The sequence below is a fragment of the Sphingomonas sp. LM7 genome (assembly GCF_002002925.1).
In the GTDB taxonomy this organism is placed as follows: domain Bacteria; phylum Pseudomonadota; class Alphaproteobacteria; order Sphingomonadales; family Sphingomonadaceae; genus Sphingomonas.
In genome coordinates, this window is the sequence record NZ_CP019511.1 from 1566858 (window position 1) to 1584419 (window position 17562).

Annotated in this window: 13 protein-coding genes and 1 pseudogene; 8 read left to right on the forward strand and 6 right to left on the reverse strand. The window is 67.0% G+C overall.

Features of this window, described 5'->3' with window-relative positions:
- Positions 1-94 precede the first annotated feature (94 nt).
- On the forward strand, positions 95-1279 hold the full coding sequence (locus BXU08_RS07095; RefSeq protein WP_077509422.1) for a dipeptidase: 1185 nt from the start codon (positions 95-97) through the stop codon (positions 1277-1279).
- 169 nt (positions 1280-1448) lie between these two features.
- On the opposite strand, the gene BXU08_RS07100 is transcribed toward BXU08_RS07095, so the two are convergent.
- The 4 genes from BXU08_RS07100 to BXU08_RS07115 form a co-directional block, all read right to left on the reverse strand.
- On the reverse strand, positions 1449-2843 hold the full coding sequence (locus BXU08_RS07100) for an efflux transporter outer membrane subunit (protein ID WP_077509423.1): 1395 nt from the start codon (positions 2841-2843) through the stop codon (positions 1449-1451).
- Positions 2844-2963: 120 nt separating this feature from the next.
- A complete protein-coding gene (locus BXU08_RS07105) occupies positions 2964-6146 on the reverse strand; it encodes an efflux RND transporter permease subunit (RefSeq protein WP_077509424.1) in 3183 nt (1060 codons plus the stop codon).
- A gap of 167 nt (positions 6147-6313) precedes the next feature.
- On the reverse strand, positions 6314-7585 hold the full coding sequence (locus BXU08_RS07110; RefSeq protein WP_077509425.1) for an efflux RND transporter periplasmic adaptor subunit: 1272 nt from the start codon (positions 7583-7585) through the stop codon (positions 6314-6316).
- On the reverse strand, positions 7585-7983 hold the full coding sequence (locus BXU08_RS07115) for a hypothetical protein (RefSeq protein WP_077509426.1): 399 nt from the start codon (positions 7981-7983) through the stop codon (positions 7585-7587). Before BXU08_RS07115 ends, BXU08_RS07110 begins: the two co-directional genes overlap by 1 nt.
- Before the next feature lie 445 nt (positions 7984-8428).
- On the opposite strand from BXU08_RS07115, the pseudogene BXU08_RS07120 reads away from it, so the two are divergent.
- Positions 8429-8701: pseudogene (locus BXU08_RS07120) on the forward strand (endonuclease domain-containing protein); the annotation flags it as partial.
- A gap of 156 nt (positions 8702-8857) precedes the next feature.
- Here BXU08_RS07120 and BXU08_RS07125 read toward each other — a convergent pair.
- A complete protein-coding gene (locus tag BXU08_RS07125) occupies positions 8858-9469 on the reverse strand; it encodes a TetR/AcrR family transcriptional regulator (protein WP_077509427.1) in 612 nt (203 codons plus the stop codon).
- A gap of 150 nt (positions 9470-9619) precedes the next feature.
- On the opposite strand from BXU08_RS07125, the gene BXU08_RS07130 reads away from it, so the two are divergent.
- The 6 genes from BXU08_RS07130 to BXU08_RS07155 all read left to right on the forward strand — a co-directional run bounded on the left by BXU08_RS07130 (position 9620) and on the right by BXU08_RS07155 (position 16732).
- The gene (locus tag BXU08_RS07130) at positions 9620-10240 is read left to right on the forward strand and encodes a CerR family C-terminal domain-containing protein (protein ID WP_077509428.1); all 621 of its coding nucleotides are present in this window, start codon (positions 9620-9622) and stop codon (positions 10238-10240) included.
- On the forward strand, positions 10237-11244 hold the full coding sequence (locus BXU08_RS07135) for an HlyD family efflux transporter periplasmic adaptor subunit (RefSeq protein ID WP_077509429.1): 1008 nt from the start codon (positions 10237-10239) through the stop codon (positions 11242-11244). Before BXU08_RS07130 ends, BXU08_RS07135 begins: the two co-directional genes overlap by 4 nt.
- A 138-nt stretch (positions 11245-11382) precedes the next feature.
- A complete protein-coding gene (locus tag BXU08_RS07140; protein WP_077509430.1) occupies positions 11383-13104 on the forward strand; it encodes an ATP-binding cassette domain-containing protein in 1722 nt (573 codons plus the stop codon).
- Positions 13101-14228: an ABC transporter permease gene (locus tag BXU08_RS07145; RefSeq protein WP_077509431.1), complete on the forward strand. Its 1128-nt coding sequence runs from the start codon at positions 13101-13103 to the stop codon at positions 14226-14228. Before BXU08_RS07140 ends, BXU08_RS07145 begins: the two co-directional genes overlap by 4 nt.
- Positions 14229-15332: an ABC transporter permease gene (locus BXU08_RS07150; RefSeq protein ID WP_077509432.1), complete on the forward strand. Its 1104-nt coding sequence runs from the start codon at positions 14229-14231 to the stop codon at positions 15330-15332.
- 5 nt (positions 15333-15337) lie between these two features.
- Positions 15338-16732, forward strand: coding sequence for an efflux transporter outer membrane subunit (locus BXU08_RS07155; protein WP_077512113.1), 1395 nt, complete (start codon positions 15338-15340; stop codon positions 16730-16732).
- A 38-nt stretch (positions 16733-16770) separates the two neighbouring features.
- Here BXU08_RS07155 and BXU08_RS07160 read toward each other — a convergent pair whose 3' ends face one another.
- Positions 16771-17457 (reverse strand): FadR/GntR family transcriptional regulator, encoded by a 687-nt coding sequence (locus tag BXU08_RS07160; RefSeq protein ID WP_077509433.1) that lies wholly within the window; start codon positions 17455-17457, stop codon positions 16771-16773.
- Positions 17458-17562 lie beyond the last annotated feature (105 nt).

The window sequence follows — 17562 nt, forward strand, 5'->3', positions numbered from 1 at the left end:
TCCGGGGAGCTATGAGGCTGGCGTTCTCGGTGGGGTGTACTGGCGTCGCGGCCCGCGCCATGCTGGGGACTATTGTCTCAGCCGAGGTGCCCGAATGAAGAAGCTCGTCCTGCTTGCCCTGCTCACCACCAGCGCCTGCGCCACGCCGCATGCCGCAACCGGCGGCGGCGAAACACTCCACCAGCGGCTGCTGACGCTCGACACGCATCTCGACACGCCGGTCTATTTCAGCCGGCCCGGCTGGAGCTTCGGTGATCGGCACAAATATGAAGACGATCTGGTCCAGGTCGATCTCGGGCGGATGGACGAAGGCGACTTGGATGGCGGGTTCTTCGTCATCTATACGTCGCAAGGCCCGCTGACCGCCGAAGGCTATGCCGCGGCGAAGGCGTTCGCGCTCAACCGTTCGGACGAGATCCACGCGACCCTGGCCAAATTCCCCGACCGGATCGGGCTGGCGACGCAGGCGAGCGACGCCGCGCGGCTCGACAAGGCCGGCAAGCGCTTCGGCTATATCAGCATCGAGAACAGCTATCCGATCGGCGAAGACCTTTCCCTGCTCGGCGAGTTCTACAAGCGCGGCGTGCGGATGGCGTCACCGGTGCATTTCCGCAACAATCAGTTCGCGGACTCGGCGACCGACAAGCCGAAGTGGAACGGGTTGAGCCCGTTGGGCAAGCAATGGGTCGCCGAGATGAACCGGCTGGGGATGGTGCTGGATGCCAGCCATGCCTCGGACGACGTGCTCGACCAGATGATCGCATTGTCCAAGACGCCGGTGATCCTGTCGCATTCGGGCGCGAAGGGCATCTTCGATCATCCGCGCAACCTCGACGATGCGCGGATCCGCAAGCTGGCGGCGTCGGGCGGAGCGATCTGCGCCAATGCCGCCTATCTCAACACGATGCGATCGACTCCCGAGCGCAGCGCGCTTTCGGACCAGGCCGAGGAGATGGGCAAGCTATCTCCTGCCGAGCAGGCCGAACTGGTCCGGAAAATCCGCGCGCTCGACGCGACATCGCCGGTGCAGGACGCCGATTTCGAGACCTATATGCGGCTGGTGCTGCACCTGATCAAAGTCGCCGGAGTCGATCATGTCTGCTTCGGCGCAGACTGGGACGGCGGCGGCGGGGTCAAGGGCTTCGAGGATATCGACGCGCTGCCCAAGGTCACCGAACGGCTGGTCGCGGCCGGCTATTCGGCGGCGGACATCGAGAAGATGTGGAGCGGCAACGTGCTGCGGCTGCTGCGGACCGCGGAGGCGAAGAAGGGGCGGTAATCACTCCCCTACTCGTCACCCCGGCCTTGTGCCGGGGTCTACCGGGCAGGAAATGGAAGGATTAGCGGTTTCGTGGCGAGCGTTTGCAAAAGCGCCGCCAATTTCTCGCTAGTGGCGCCGTGGACCCCGGCACAAGGCCGGGGTGACGGTTGCGGGTGCAGGGTTGGGCTCAGCTCGTCTGCCACCCTCCCCCAAGCGCCTTGAACAGATCGACCTGCGTCGTGGCGATCTGCGCATCCGCAGCCGCCAGAGCGGCCTCGGCGTCGGCGAAGGTGCGTTCGGCGTCGAGCAGCGCGAGGCTGTCGATATCGCCTTCGCGCTGGCGGGTGCGCGAGATGTTCACAGCCGCCTGTGCCTCGGTCTGCGCCGCCTGGAGCGCGGCGCGGCGTTCGAGCGCATGGGCATAGGCCGACAGCGCGGTCTCGGTTTCCTGCAACGCGCCGAGCACCACTCCGTCGAAGGTCGCGAGCGCGGCCTGGGTATCGGCTTCGGCTGCCTGGACGCGCGCGCGCGCCGGCTCGGGGTTGATCGCCCAGTTGAGCAGCCCGCCCAGCAGGAAGCGCAGCGGCCCGCCGGTGAAGATCTCGCCAATATCGCTGCCGGTCGAGCCGACCGAACCGCCCAGCGTGATCCGCGGATAGAGATCGGCGGTGGCGACGCCGATCCGCGCGGTGTTGGCGGCGAGGCGGCGCTCGGCGGCGCGGATGTCGGGACGGCGGGCAAGCAGGGCGGCGCCGTCGCCGACCGGGATCGGTTGGGCGAGGCGGAGCGTCGTCGTGCGCGCGCGGGCGGTATCGGGCAGGTCGGCCGGCTTGCGGCCGGTGAGCGTGGCGAGGCGGAACAGCGCCGCGTCGCGCTGGGCGGCAAACGCGGGGACTTCGGCCTGGCGCTGGTTGCGCAGCGCGCCGATCCGCGCGGTGTCGAGCCGGGTGGCGAGGCCGACGCCGCGACGGCGCTCGGTCAGGTCGATCGACTGGTCGAGCAGCTTGACGATGCGCTCGGCGACCGCGAGCCGCTCGGCGGAGGAAGTCGCATCGGCATAGGCGCGCGCAGTCTCGGCGGCGACGATCACGCGGACCGCGTCGGCATCGGCCTCGGCAGCCGCCAAGTCGCCCTGGCCGGCTTCTACGCCGCGCGAGACGCGGCCGAACAGATCGACTTCGTACGAGACGTTGAGGCCGGCATCGACCTGCCAGTCCTCGCGCGACGCGCCGGGCGGCGCCTGCATTTCGGGGAGGCGGACATAGTTGCCGCCGGCAGCGATATTGGCCTGGGGCAGCCGGTTGGCATTGGCCCCGCGCAGCGCCGCGCGCGCACGGGCGATGCGCGCGACGGCGACGCGGACATCGGTATTGGCGGCCAGCGCGTCGGTGACGAGCTGGTCGAGCACCGGATCGTTGTAGAGCCGCCACCAGTCGCCCTTGACGGGCTCGGGGGTGACGGCCGCGCTGGTGGCGACGAAGTTACCGGCGGCGGTCTGGGGATGGACCGGGGCGGTGTAGTTCGGGCCGGCGGCGCAGGCGGCTAGTGCCAGTGCCGAGGCGGTGATCAGGAAATTGCGCATGATAGCGTCCTTTGATTTCTCTGCCCTCACCCTTCCCACCGCTTCGCGGCGGGCCCCTTCCCTCTCCCATCGGGAGAGGGAGGGAGGCGCGGAGCGCCGGAAGGATGAGGGCAGCATCGGTTACTCAGCCGGCTGCAGCACGGGTTCGGCGTGTCCGCCCGATCCACGCCGCCTGCGCGCGAGACGCTGTCCAAGCCCGCGGCAGACGACGTAGAAGGTCGGGGTGAAGAGCAGGCCGAACGCGGTCACGCCCATCATTCCGAAGAACACCGCAGTGCCGAGCGCCTGGCGGAGCTCGGCCCCTGCCCCGCTTGCGATCAGGAGCGGCACGGCGCCGAGGATGAACGCGAACGAGGTCATCAGGATCGGCCGCAGGCGATCGCGCGCGGCACGCACCGCGGCTTCGACCGGCGACAGGCCATCCTCTTCCTCGGCCTGCTTGGCGAACTCGACCACGAGGATCGCGTTCTTGGCAGCCAGCGCGATCAGCACGACGAGGCCGATCTGGGTGAGGACGTTGTTGTCCATTCCCCGCAGGTTCACGCCGGCCATCGCCGCGAGCAGGCACATCGGCACGATCAGGATGATCGCGAGCGGCATCGTCAGGCTCTCATATTGCGCCGCGAGCACGAGGAAGACGAACAGCACCGCCAGCCCGAACACGAGACCTGCCGTGCTTCCCGCCATCTTCTGCTGGAAGGCGATGCCGGTCCATTCGGCGCTGTAGCCGGCGGGCAGCTCGCTCGCGATCTTCTCCATCGTGTCGAGCGACGCTCCCGAGCTGTAGCCCGGCGCGGTGTCGCCATCGACTTCGACCGCGGGGAACAGATTGTAGCGCGTCACGCGATACGGCCCGGTCTTGTTCTCGAAGGTCGAGACCGACCCGATCGGCACCATCTGGCCCGAGTTCGAGCGAGTCTTGAGGTTGGCGATGTCCGCCTCGGTTGCGCGGAACGGCGTGTCGGCCTGCGCGGTGACGCGATAGGTGCGACCGAGCATGTTGAAGTCGTTGACGAAGGCCGAGCCGAGATAGACGTTGAGCGCCTCGAACACGCGTTCGGGTGGCACGCCGAGCATGTCGGCCTTGCGCCGGTCGATATCGGCGAAAACGCGCGGGGTGGCGGTGTTGAAGAAGGTGTAGATCTGCTGGAGGCCCGGGGTCTGGTTGGCCTGGCCGATCAGCCCGTACGCGGTCTTTCCGAGCGCTTCATAGCCGTGCTCGGCGCGGTCCTGGACCATCATCCGATAGCCGCCGGCCGAGCCGATGCCCTGGATGAGCGGCGGCGGCACCACGAGCAGCATCGCCTCGTTGATGTCGGCGGTGCGTTTCCGCGCCTCGTTCATGATCCCGGCATAGCTGACGCCGAGCTTCGCGCGCTCCTCGAACGACAGCAGCGGGACATAGGCAGCGGCCGAGTTCGGCGCGAGCGTCTGGGACGGACCGTCGAAGCCCGCAAGCATCACCGAACCCTTGACGCCCGGGATCGGCAGGATGCGCGCAACGACCTTGCGCATCACCTCATCGGTGCGTTCGAGCGACGAGCCCGGCGGCAGCTGGATCACGGTGAGGAAATAGCCCTGGTCCTGCGCCGGGATGAAGCCGACCGGCGTCACCCAGAACATGCCCACCGTGGCAGCGATCAGGCCGACATAAGTGACCATCATCCGCTTGGGACGCGTCACCAGCTTGCGCGTCAGGCTGGCATAGCCGTTGCTCATCCGCTCGAAGCCGCGGTTGAACCAGTCGGCGCCACGCTGGGTGACCCGACCGATCCTCCCCCTGGGCTCGCCTTCATGGCCGCGCAGCAGCAGCGCCGCGAGCGCAGGAGAGAGCGTGAGCGAGACAAGCAGCGAGATCGCGGTTGCGGCCGAGATCGTCACGGCGAACTGCTTGTAGAAGGCGCCCGACAGACCGTTGAGGAACAAGGTCGGCAGGAACACCGCGAGCAGCACCAGCACGATTGCGACCAGCGCGCCCGACACTTCGTCCATCGAGGTCTGCGCCGCCTTGAGCGGAGTCATCCCCCGCGCGAGATTACGCTCGACATTCTCGACCACGACGATCGCGTCATCGACGACGATACCGATCGCCAACACCAGGCCGAACAGCGAGAGGTTGTTGAGTGAGTAACCGAGCGGCAGCAGCACTGCCATCGTGCCGATCAGCGAGACCGGGATCGCGACCACCGGAATGATCGCCGCACGCCACTTCTGCAGGAAGACGATCACGACGAGCACGACGAGCAGGATCGCCTCGCCCAGCGTGTGATAGACGGCGTCGATCGACTGGGCGATGAACTCGGTCGGGTTGTAGATGACGCGATATTCGAGACCCTTGGGGAAGGTCTTCGACATCGTCTCGAGCTCGTGCTCGATGGCCTGCGCCGAGGCGAGCGCGTTCGAGCCCGGGCGCTGGAACACGCCGAGGATCACGGTGGGCTGGTTCGAGAGATAGGTGTTGGAGGAATAATCCGCGGCACCGAGCTCAACGCGCGCGACGTCGCTGACGCGGACTTGGCGGCCATCGGCGTCCGAGCGGATCACGACCTGGCCGAATTCGCTGGGGTCCTTGAGGCGGCCCTGGGTCTCGATATTGACCTGATAGGCATTGCCCGCCGGCGTGGAGCCCGGCTGTCCGAGCGTGCCCGCGGCGACCTGGATGTTCTGCGCGCGCAGTGCCGAGACGATGTCGCCTGCAGTGAGATTGAGCGCGGCGGCGCGGCCCGGATCGATCCAGATCCGCATCGCATAATCGCGCGCGCCGAACATCCGCACGTCGCCCACGCCTTCGATACGCGCGAGGCGATCCTTGACCTGGGTGAGCGCGTAGTTCGAGATGAAGCTACGATCGACCGAATTGTCGGGCGAGATAAGGTTGACCACCATCAGGAAGTCCGGAGTGGTCTTGCGCGTCACCACGCCGAGCCGCTGGACTTCCTGTGGCAGGCGCGGCGTTGCGACCGCGACGCGGTTCTGCACCAGCACCTGTGCGTTATCGAGATCGGTGCCCGACTTGAACGTCACCGTGATCGTGACATTGCCGTCGCCGGTCGATTGCGACGACTGGTAGAGCATGTCGTCGACGCCGTTGATCTCCTGCTCGATCGGCGCGGCGACGGTCTCGGCGACGGTCTCGGCCGAGGCGCCGGGATAGGAGGCGCTGACCGTCACCGTCGGCGGGACGATGTCGGGATATTGCGAAATGGGAAGCGCGAGATAGGCGATCGCGCCGATGATCGTGATGACCACCGATATGACCGCCGCAAAGATCGGGCGCGTGATGAAGAAACGCGAGAGGCGCATGGGCCTACTCCTCGCTGGAGGGATGCGAATTCCCGCTCGGGCTAGGCTTGTCGAAGACCGGCCACGTGCGACGTGCGCGTAGCGGGCCGCCCTTCGACAAGCTCAGGGCGAACGGGTGGTTTGGGTCCTGCCGCCGGGCCATTGGGGACCGCCCGGCGGCAGGTCGGTCAGCGGGCGAAGGTTGCTTCGCCCGTGACCGGAGCCGAGATGACCGGAGTCTCCGCCGCCTTGAGCGGCTCGACCTTGCCCTGTCGGATCTGAACCTTGACGCCGGGCTGCTGGACCAGCTGGGCCCCGGCGATGACGACGCGGTCCTGCGGGGTGAGCCCGGTGCGGATGACGCGCAGGCCGTTGACGACGGGCCCGACCTGGACCTGCCGCGGCTCAAGCGTGCCCTGCTTGCCGACCACCATCACGATTTTCCGCGCCTGATCGGTGCTGACCGCGACATCAGGGACCATCAGCGCGCTGGAGGTGCCGCCGGCCGAGAGCCGCATGTTGCCGAACATGCCCGGGGTGAGGAACATCCCCGGATTGGTCAGCACCGCGCGGCCGCGCATCGTCCCCGACTTGGGATCGAGCCCGTTGTCGGTGAAGTCGAGCCTGCCCTTCCAGCGATAGTCGGGCTCGTCCTGCAGACGGATCTCGACGGGAGACTCGGCGCCACCCGCCTCTGCCGCGCGCTTGGCCTTGAGGAACAACGCCTCCGACCCGTCGAAGCTGAAATAGATCGGATCGAGCGAATTGATCGTGGTGAGCAGCGAACTGCCTGCCCCTTCCCCGGCCGCGACCAGATTGCCGGCATCGACCTTGCGGTCCGAGATGCGGCCGGCGATCGGAGCGCGGACCTGGGTGAACTCGACATCGAGCGAACGGGCACGGACCCGGGCCTGCGCAGCGGCGACTGACGCGCGGGCTGCGCGGACGCGGGCCTGGAGCCGCTCGACATCGCTCTTCGATACCGCTTCCACGGCGACCAGCCGCTCGGCGCGGCCCAGATCGGATTCGGCGAGCGCGAGGTCGCTTTGCGCGGTCGCGACACCGGCGCGGGCCTCTGCCAGCGCCGCGGCGAACGGGCGGCTGTCGAGCGAAAAGAGCAACTGGCCCTTCTGGACAATCGCGCCATCGGTGAAGTGGATGCCGACGACCTGCCCCGAGACGCGCGGACGCACCTCGACGCTGCGGCTCGCTTCGAAGCGGCCGACATAATCATCCCATTCATTGACCTGGCGGACCAGGGGCTGGGCGACGGTGACGGTGGGCGGCGGCGGCGCGGCGATCGCGGGCGCCTGACGGTTGGCGAGGCCGAGCCCGCCGGCAACCAGGACGATCGGCAGCGCGACGAACGCGCCCTTGTGCCAGAGCGGCCGGCGCTTAGGGCTCGGGCCGGGCGGCGCCTGATCGGGCTCGACCGCATCGATACGCGTGATCATGTTCATTAGCGATTTCCCTGATTGAGGGCTGCCCGGCCCCGGCTGATGCTGGCGAGCAGCGTTTCATATTGTTCGGTGGTGAAGCCGACTTCGTGGAAGGCGCGGATCGCGGCGCGCGGCACGGTGTAGCCCTTGTGCCACGCATGAACCGCCAGACGGCGAAGCGCCTCGAGCCGCGAGTCGGCGAGCTCGGGATTGGGCCGCTGGCCGCCGAACACCATGGTCAGCGCGGTGGCGAGCTTGCCCGGCTTGTGGAGCGAAGAAAGGCGATCGTTCTGGGCGATCGCGACGACTTGCCATTCCAGCGCGGAGAAGCCGGTGTGGGTGCGCGGCGCGGTGGCGACGACGTCGGCGGGCGCCGTGATCGGGCTGCCTTCGAGCGCGCTGAAATTGAGATAGGCCATGATAGTCTCCCTTCTGGCCGGCGGCGGACGTGCCGCTCCCCTGCCCGCGGCGCATCGGCCACGGGATCACCGGCGATTGTTTGTCGCGAAGGCGCAGGTCTTCCTCGCCCGAGCGATGCTCGCGCGGCAGGATGGCCAAGCCTCAAAATGTGGATCGACGCGCGGGGCGCCGATGGTTCAGGCCGTGGCCCGTTCTCGTTTGCTTGCGAGCTGACGCATAGGCGGCTCCTTCGTCTGGTCCCGGTTGCGAAGGTGACTTCTCACTTCCATACCGACTGGTATAGAAATCGCGCTGCGGTGCGTCAAGGGCTTTCTATACTGGGCGGTATTTTTATTGTCGAGGGGAGAAATGTGAGGCCGAACCCTCTCCATTCTGGATGCCATAGCCCTCCCCCTTGATGGGGGAGGGTTGGGTGGGGGTGACCTCTCCGCTAGGCTGCGCGCTGTGAAGCGGGTTCCACCTCTCGGCAGTACGGCCCGCGCACGCGCCGCCCGCAAGCAACCAACCGACGCAGAACAGGCACTATGGACGCTGCTCCGTAGGGGCTTCCCAGACCCCCACTTCCGTCGCGAGGTCAATTTCCGCCAGTATCGCGCCGATTTTGCCAGCCATCGCGAGAAGTTGGTGATCGAAGCGGATGGCGGACAACATAGCCCGGAAACCGATGCCGACCGAACCGCGACTATCGAAGCCGATGGCTATCGCGTGCTGCGGTTCTGGAACAACGATATCCTCGCCAACCCCGAAGGGGTCGCAGAAACGATAGCGCTCAGCTTGCGACACGGTCACCCTCATCCTCCAACGCGCCGATGCGCGCGGGCCCCTCCTTCTCCCATCAAGGGAGAAGGGTTATTTGACGCAATCGCTAACGCTTCACTTCGTCGGCCAGACCGCGAGGCTGGTTTCGACGAGCCGTTCGAGCTCTTCGTGGCTCGCCCCTGCCCCAGCCTGGAGCGACAGCCCCTGGAGCAGTGCGCCGAGATAGCCGGCGAGATCCTCGGCAGTCATATGCTCGGGAAGCTCGCCATCCGCCTTGGCCTTGTCGAAGCGCGCGATCAGCGCGTCCATCGACGATTTGCGACGAGTGATGACTTCTTCGCGGATCGACTCGGCCTCTACACCGCAAGCGACCGAGCTGATCACGCGCAGGCAGCCGCGGGGTTCGCAATCGCTGGCCTGCATCGCCAGCGCGCCGCGCAGCAACCGGTCGGCGACGCCGCGCGCGGTCGGCGCGTCGAGCGCCTGCGACATGTAGCAGAGCTTCTCGCGCTCGTAGAGGTCGAGTGCCTTGCGGAACAGCGCCTCCTTGTTGCCGAACGCGGCATAGAGGCTAGGGCGCGTGATCCCCATCGCATCGGTCAGGTCGGTGAGCGAGGCGCCTTCATATCCCTTGCTCCAGAACACGCGAAGTGCCTGGGCGAGCGCCTCATCGACGCAGAATTCGCGCGGGCGTCCTTTGGGAGCATTGCAGATCGCTAGTTTCATAATGATCGGTATATAATCACAAAGTGTGGAAAAATCACTAGTATTAACGCGTAGGCGGACAATGAGGCCCAACCGTGGCCGCACAAAGAGGGTTGCCCGTGCGATTATGCAACCTTATGCACTGTTCGTTCGAACGAACGAAGGCGGTGAATGGTCTCTGCAACGCTCCTCGACACGGCGATCGACCAGTTCGGCCGGCTGGGCTTCGAAGGCGCCAGCACGCGCGAGATCGCCCGCGCCTCGGGCACCGCGATGTCGTCGATCACCTACCATTTCGGCGGGAAACACGGGCTGTACCTCGCCGCGGCCGAGCATATCGCGGCTTCGATTCGCACCCTGCAGGGAGAGACCGTCGCGCGGGCCGTGGCCGAAGGGCTGGAATCGGACGCGGCCGCCACGCAAGCGCTTGCGACGATCCTCGACAGCCTTGCCGAGATGATGCTGCGGCCGGAGACCGAGGCGTGGTCGCGGATCATCATCCGCGAGCAGCAATTCCCGACCGAGGCGTTCGACATCCTGTTTTCGAAGGCGATGCAGCCGATCCTCGACGCGTTCGTCGCGCTGATCGGGCGGGCGCGCGCCGACCTCGATCGCAAGGGCGCGGTGGCGATGGCAATCCTGTTGTTCGGTCAGGCGATGGTGCTGCGATCCGGGCGTGCCGCGGTGTGTCGCGCGCTCGGTGTGGGCCAGATCGACGACGCGACGGCCATGCTGCTGCGCGACCGCCTGCGCGCCAATGTGCTCTGCATCCTTTCGGAGAAGCCGCAATGAACCGACGCCGCCTGATCGTGCTTGCCCTGGTGGTGGCGCTTGCCGTGGCGGCGTTCGCGACGCGCGGCTTCGGGCTGCTGCCGGCTCGGCCCGATACCGAGCTCAGCCTGTTCGGCAATGTCGATATCCGCGAAGTCGATATGGGCTTTCGTGTCGGCGGGCGGATCGCCGGGATCGGCGTCGATGAAGGCGCCAGGGTGAGGCAGGGCCAGTTGCTCGCGACGCTCGACACCGCGACGATCGACAGCCGGATCGCCGAGTCCGACGCACGCGTGGCCCAGGCCCAGGCCAATTACGACAAGGCACGCAACGGCGCGCGGGTGCAGGATGTCGGTCAGGCACGCGCGCGGGTCGCGGCGGCGCAGGCGGTCTATGACAATACCCAGCGCGATTTTGTCCGGCGTCAGGCGCTGGTCGAGCCCGGCGCGATCAGCCGCGACCTCTGGGAGCAAACCCGCAGCGAGCGCGACCGCGCGGCCGCCCAACTTGCCGAGGCGCGGCAGGGGCTGTCGTTGTTGCGGGCGGGTACACGGCCCGAGGACGTCGCCGCGGCAGCCGCCGAGCTCAAATCCGCCCAAGCAGCGCGCGCAAGCGTCGGCACCGACCAATCGGACACCCGGCTCGTCGCGGCAACCGCGGGCACCGTGGTGACGCGCGCGCGAGAGCCCGGTGCGATCGTCCAGCCGGGCGAGACCGTGCTCACCTTGTCGATCGACCGGCCGATGCGGGTGCGCGCCTATGTCGCCGAGACCGATCTCAGCCGAGTCAGCCCGGGCATGAAGGTGCAGGTCAAGGCCGACGGCAATGCCAAGGCGTATCGCGGCACGATCGGCTACATCGCCCCCCGCGCCGAATTCACTCCCAAGTCGGTCGAGACCGAGAACCTGCGCACCGATCTCGTCTATCAGGTCCGTGTGATCGTCGATGATCCCGACGACGCGCTCCGCCAGGGCCAGCCAGTGACGATCGCGGTGATCGGCGCACGGGCGCGACATGAGGATTGAGGCAACTTTTCTCCCCTCCCTGAAAGGGAGGGGCCGGGGGTGGGTGCGAGCGAAGCGAGCTCTCGCTAACGGCGGAGCGCGCCCCTACGGGACGCGCACCCACCCCCATCCCCTCCCTTTCAGGGAGGGGCGTGCTTGATGGAAAGCGTCGCTTCCACCACCAACTTGGTAAAGCGCTTCGACGCGCTGACCGCGCTCGACGGCGTGTCGATGGCGATCGCGCCGGGCAAGGTCACCGGGCTGGTCGGCCCCGACGGCGCAGGCAAGACCACGCTGATCCGCATCCTCGCTGGCCTGATGGCGCCGAGCGAAGGCGAGGTCGAGGTGCTGGGCGCGGCGGCGGGGCAGAAGCTCGACGATCTCGGCTACATGCCCCAGCGCTTCGGGCTGTACGAAGACCTCACCGTCATCGAGAACCTCAATCTCTATGCCGAGGTCCGCGGACTGCCCAAGTCCGAGCACAAGGAAAGCTTCGATCGGCTACTCGACTTCACCGATCTCGCGCGCTTCCAGGATCGGCTCGCGGGCAAGCTCTCAGGGGGCATGAAGCAGAAGCTCGGGCTCGCCTGCGCCTTGGTCAAGACGCCAAAGCTGCTGCTGCTCGACGAGCCCGGGGTCGGCGTTGACCCGATCTCGCGCCGCGAGCTGTGGGCGATGGTCGGTGACCTGACCGATCAAGGCATCGGGGTGCTGTGGTCCACCGCCTATCTCGACGAGGCCGAGAAGTGCGACACCGTCTATCTGCTCAACGAAGGCAAATTGCTGTTCGACGGTCCGCCGGGCGACCTTACGGGCAAGGTCGAGGACCGGGTGTTCCGCGTCACCGGCTTCAAGGACCGCCGCCGCCGTTTCCTCACCCGTACGCTCGACCGCGACGAAGTGATTGACGGGACGATCCAGGGGCGTTCGGTGCGGCTGTTGATGGCCGAGGACGCACCCGCGCCGACGCCGGAATCGCTCGACGCTGCGGGTAGCGAAGTCGAAGCCGCGCCACCGCGCTTCGAGGACGGCTTCATCGAGCGGCTGGGCGGCGGACCCAAGGGCACCAGCGCGCTCGCCGAACGCTATTGCGAGATTCCCCAGAACAGCGAGTGCGCGATCGAGGCCAAGGGGCTGACCAAGCGCTTCGGCGATTTCACCGCGGCGAGCGACATGAACTTCGCGATCCCGCGCGGGCAGATTTTCGGGCTGCTCGGCCCGAACGGCGCGGGCAAATCGACCACCTTCAAGATGCTGTGCGGCCTGCTCACCCCGACCAGCGGCAGTGGCGCGGTGGCGGGGCATGATTTGCGCCGCTCGCGGGCCGATGCCCGCGCGTCGCTCGGCTATATGGCGCAGAAATTCTCGCTCTATGGCGATCTGAGCGTCCGCCAGAATCTCGACTTCTTCGCCGGCGCCTATGATCTCGACCGCAAATCGGCCGAGCGCGCGATCGAGGCGATGATCGAGATCTTCGAGCTCAAGGGAAAGCTCGACGTCAACGCCGGCACTCTGCCGCTCGGCTTCAAGCAGCGGCTCGCTTTGGCCTGCGCCGTGATGCACGAGCCGCCCGTCCTGTTTCTCGACGAGCCTACCTCGGGCGTCGATCCGGTGACGCGCCGCGAATTCTGGACCCACATCAACGGGCTGGTCGAGAAGGGCGTGACCGTGCTGGTCACCACCCACTTCATGGACGAGGCCGAATATTGCGACCGCGTCACCCTGATCTACCGCGCCGAGCAGATCGCCACCGGCACACCCGACGAGCTCAAGGCACAGGCGGGCAAGCTCGCCGATATCGACGACCCGACGATGGAAGACGCCTTCATCGCGCTGATCGAGGAATTCGATCGCAAGCGCGAAGCTAAGGAAGCGGCGTGAGTAGCTTCTCCGCCCGCCGCCTCGCCGCGCTGGTCCGGAAAGAAGGCGCGCAGATCCTGCGCGATCCTTCCACCTTCCTCATCGCCTTCGTACTGCCGATGATCCTGCTGTTCCTGTTCGGCTATGCGGTGTCGCTCGACAGCAGCCGAACGCGGATCGGCGTGGTGCTGCAGGATTCGAGCGCCCCTGCCCTGCGCCTCGCCCAGGCCTATCAGACCTCGCGCTATTTCGAAGTCGAGATGGCGCGGACGATCCAGCCGATGCGCGAGAAGATGGTGTCGGGCGACCTGCGCGCGATCATCGTCATTCCGCTCGATTTCGGCGAGGGCGTGAAGCGTGGCCGGATGCCAGCCATCCAGATTATCGCCGACGGGTCGCAGCCCAACACCGCCAATTTCGCCGCAGCCTATGGCGAAGGCGTCCGCGCGCAATGGGCCGCAAACGAAGGCCTCGAGCGCAACCCCAAAGCGGCCGAGCCACCGGTCAGCCTGTCGTCGCGCTTCTGGTACAATCCCGAGCTCAAGAGCCGTTATTTCCTCGTCCCGGGATCGATCGCCAACGTCATGACGATGATCGGCACGCTGCTAACCGCGCTGGTGGTCGCGCGCGAATGGGAGCGCGGGACGATGGAAGCGATGATGGCCACGCCGATCTCGATGGCCGAGTTCATCGCCAGCAAGGTCATTCCTTATTACCTGCTCGCGCTCGCCTCGATGGCCTTGTGCACAGTGATCGGCGTGTTCGTATTCGGCGTGCCGTTCCGCGGATCGGTGTTCGCGCTGTTCGTCGTCGGATCGGCGTTCCTGATGCCGGCACTGGGGCTCGGCCTGTTCATTTCCTCGGCGACCAAGAACCAGTTCGTCGCGAGCCAGATCGCCTTGCTCTCGGCCTTCCTGCCCACCTTCCTGCTCTCGGGGTTTATCTACGAGATCAGCTCGATGCCCTGGCCGATCCAGGCGCTGACCTACCTCGTCCCGGCGCGTTACCTGATCCCGGCGCTGGAATCGGTGTTCCTCGCCGGCGACCAATGGGCGCTGCTGCTCCCCAATATCGGCATCATGCTCGGCTTCGGGCTGGTGTTCTTCCTGCTCTCCTTCCGCGTCACCCGTCGGAGCCTCGACTAGATGCGCCGCCTCTATGCCATGATCGTCAAGGAGATGTGGGCGGTGCTGCGCGATCCCAAGTCGCGGATCGTGCTGTTCATTCCGCCGCTGATGCAGCTGTTCATCTTCACCTTCGCGACCACGCTCGACGTCAAGAATGTCGATGTCGCGATCCTCGATCGCAGCTCCGGCGTACATTCGGCAGAGATTGTCAGCCGCATCGCCGGCAGCCCCAATTTCCGCGAGATACTACCCCTGCGCAGCACGCGCGAATTGCGCGACGCGATCGACAACCAGCAGGTGATCGCTGCACTGATGATCGACGAGGATTTCGACCGGCGCATCACCGCGGGCAAGCCGGCGATCATCGGCGTGGTGCTCGATGGCCGCCGCTCGAACGCCGCGCAGATCGTCAACGGCTATCTCGCCCAGATCGTCGGCAGCGTTGGCGCCGATCTCGATCCACGCTCCGGGCCTGCCGAGCCGCCGGGGAGCGTAGTGACCAATTGGTACAACCCGTCGCTCGACTATATCTGGTTCACCCTCCCCTCGCTGGTGGCGATCATCACTTCGGTCGCCGGGCTTGCGATCACCTCGCAATCGGTGGCGCGTGAGCGCGAACTCGGCACTTTCGACCAGCTGATGGTCTCGCCCTTGCGCATCCACGAGATCCTGATCGGCAAGATGGTCCCGCCCTTCATCATCGGGATGATCAACGGCAGCCTGTATCTGATCATCGCGCCGCTGGTATTCGGCGTGCCGTTCACCGGCTCGTTCGTCCTCTTCTTCCTGAGCCTGGCGATGTACATGCTCGCGCTGATCGGGCTGGGCATGCTGGTCTCGGCGATCGCCAAGACGCAGCAACAGGCGTTCCTCGGCGTGTTCCTGATCACCACCCCGCTGATCCTGCTCTCGGGCTATGCCAGCCCGATCGACAACATGCCGCCCTGGCTCCAGATCGTGACCTATCTCGATCCCGCCCGCTATTTCCTCGTCATCGTCCAGGGATTGTTCCTCAAGGCGATGCCCGCCGCCGCCGTGTTCCACCAGCTCTGGCCGCTCGCGCTGATCGCCTGCGCGACGCTTGCCGCGTCGGCCTGGCTGTTCCGCGCGCGCATGGAGTGACCGTCATGCCTCGCCTGCCCCTCCTCGCCCTGCTCGCCCTCGCCGGCTGCACCGTCGGCCCCGATTACCAGCGCCCCGCGCCCAGCGCGGCCAACCAGGCGCCTTGGCTCGAGCCTGGCACCCCCGGCGCAGTCGACCTCGCCTGGTGGGACGCGTTCGGCGACCCGCAGCTCTCGGCGCTGGTCAATCGCGCGCTGGCGGCCGCGCCGGACCTGCGCGAAGCCGAAGCCCGCCTCGCCGAAGCGCGCGCCAATCGCGATGCCGTGGTCGGCGGACGGTTGCCGAGCCTCGAAGCCAAGGGCTCGGTCACCGAGAACCGGCTGAGCGAAAACGGCCAGCTCCCGATCGGCAACATCCCCGGTGTCGACCGCCAGTTCCGCCTGTTCGACTTGGGCTTCGACGCGAGCTGGGAACTCGATTTCTGGGGCCGCCGCACCCGCCAGGGCGAAGCGGCGAACGCCCGCGCCGAGGCGGCACTTTACGGCCAGCGCGACGTGATGCTGACGCTGATCGGCGAAGTCGCCCGCAACTATTTCGATCTTCGCGCGGCGCAGGCCGACATGGGAAGTGCGCAGGCGCTCGCCCGATCGGACGTTGAACTCGCGCACCTGACCCGGCTGCGCTTCAACGCCGGCGAGTCATCGCGGCTCGAACTCGAACGCGCCGAGAGTGCGGCGCGGACGAGCGCGGCCGGCGTCCCCGATTCGGAGGCGCGGGCTGCGGCTGCGGCGTATCGGATCGCGGCGCTGGTCGGTGCGGCGCCCGAGGAAGTCGCTCCCGGGCTGCGCAAGCCGGCGCCTCTCCCCGCCAGCCCGGACGCGATCCTTGTTGGTGTGCGCTCCGAACTGCTCGAACGCCGCCCCGACATCCGCCGCGCCGAGCGCGAACTCGCCGCCGCCACTGCCGATATCGGCGTCGCCACGGCAGACCTGTTTCCGCGCTTCAGCCTGTTCGGCAGCCTGGGCCAGCAGGCCCGCACCCCCGGCGACCTGTTCGCAGGCGAGAGCACCCGGCTCCAGATCGGCCCCAGCGTCTCTTGGCCGATCTTCTCGGGCGGCACGATCCGCGCACAAATTCGCGCCGCCGACGCCCGCGCGCAAGGCGCCGCAGCCCGTTACGAAAAGGCCGTGCTCGGCGCGCTTGCCGACAGCGAGGCGGCGATCAACCGTTTCCTCGGCGCGCGCACCGCGGAGGTCGAGGCCAGTGCCGCATTGGGCCGCGAACGTTCGGCGTTTGCGCTGGCGGAGAAACGCGCGAACAGCGGCGAAGACGACCGGCTGACGCTGGCCCGCGCCCACCAGTCGCTGCTCGCGACAGAGCGCCGCGCGGATCAGGCGCGCGCGGCAAAGGGCCAGGCAGCCGTGGCGCTATACAAGGCGCTGGGTGGCGGTTGGCGCTAAAAATCTCCTCCCCCGCTTCGCGAGGGTGGATTTGACGCTCAAGGCATCAACCGCTTGCGCCCCTGCGACAAATGCCAGCGCATCGCCAGCGCCGCGCCGTCGGCGTCCTGGGCGCGGATCGCTTCGACCACCATCTCGTGCTCGGTGATCATCGCGCCGATCGCCTCGACCGGCCGTTCGCGCGAGATTTCTACGCCGGCGCGCAGAATCCGGTAGATGCCTTCCTCGAGATGGTCGAACGCGGCGACGAAGGCGGGGTTGGCAGTGGCCTCGAAGATCGAGCGGTGGAGCACCCAGTCCTCTTCATGTGCAGGGCCGTTGGACTGCAACGCGCCGCGCAGCGCTTCCATCGCGGCCTGGATCACTTCCATCTGCTCGGGCGATCGGCGCATCGCCGCGAGCCGGCATGCCTCGGCCTCCAGCACGAAGCGGACTTCATAGGTGCCGAGAGTCGCCGACAGCTCGGCCATCGGCATGTGTGCGCCCAGCCGCTCGGACGGCCGCCGCATGATGTACGAGCCCGCCCCGCGCCGCGCCTCGGTGATCCCGTCGGCGGCGAGGCGGACCAGCGCCTCGCGCACGACTGTGCGCGACATGCCGAACCGTTCCGCCAGCCGCGGCTCGGACGGCAGCCGGTCGCCGATCCCAAGATCGCCGCCGTTGATGATCTCGACGATCTGCATATAGGCGCGGTCGGCCAGCCGCCCCTCGCCCGCATGCGCCATGCTGGTTGCCAAAAACACTCTCCCCTTGCCTCAAGCTAGCCGCAACCCGGGCGTCTTGCCAAGCCCATGTCGGACATATTGGTTAGACAGATTTCGGGTGTTTCC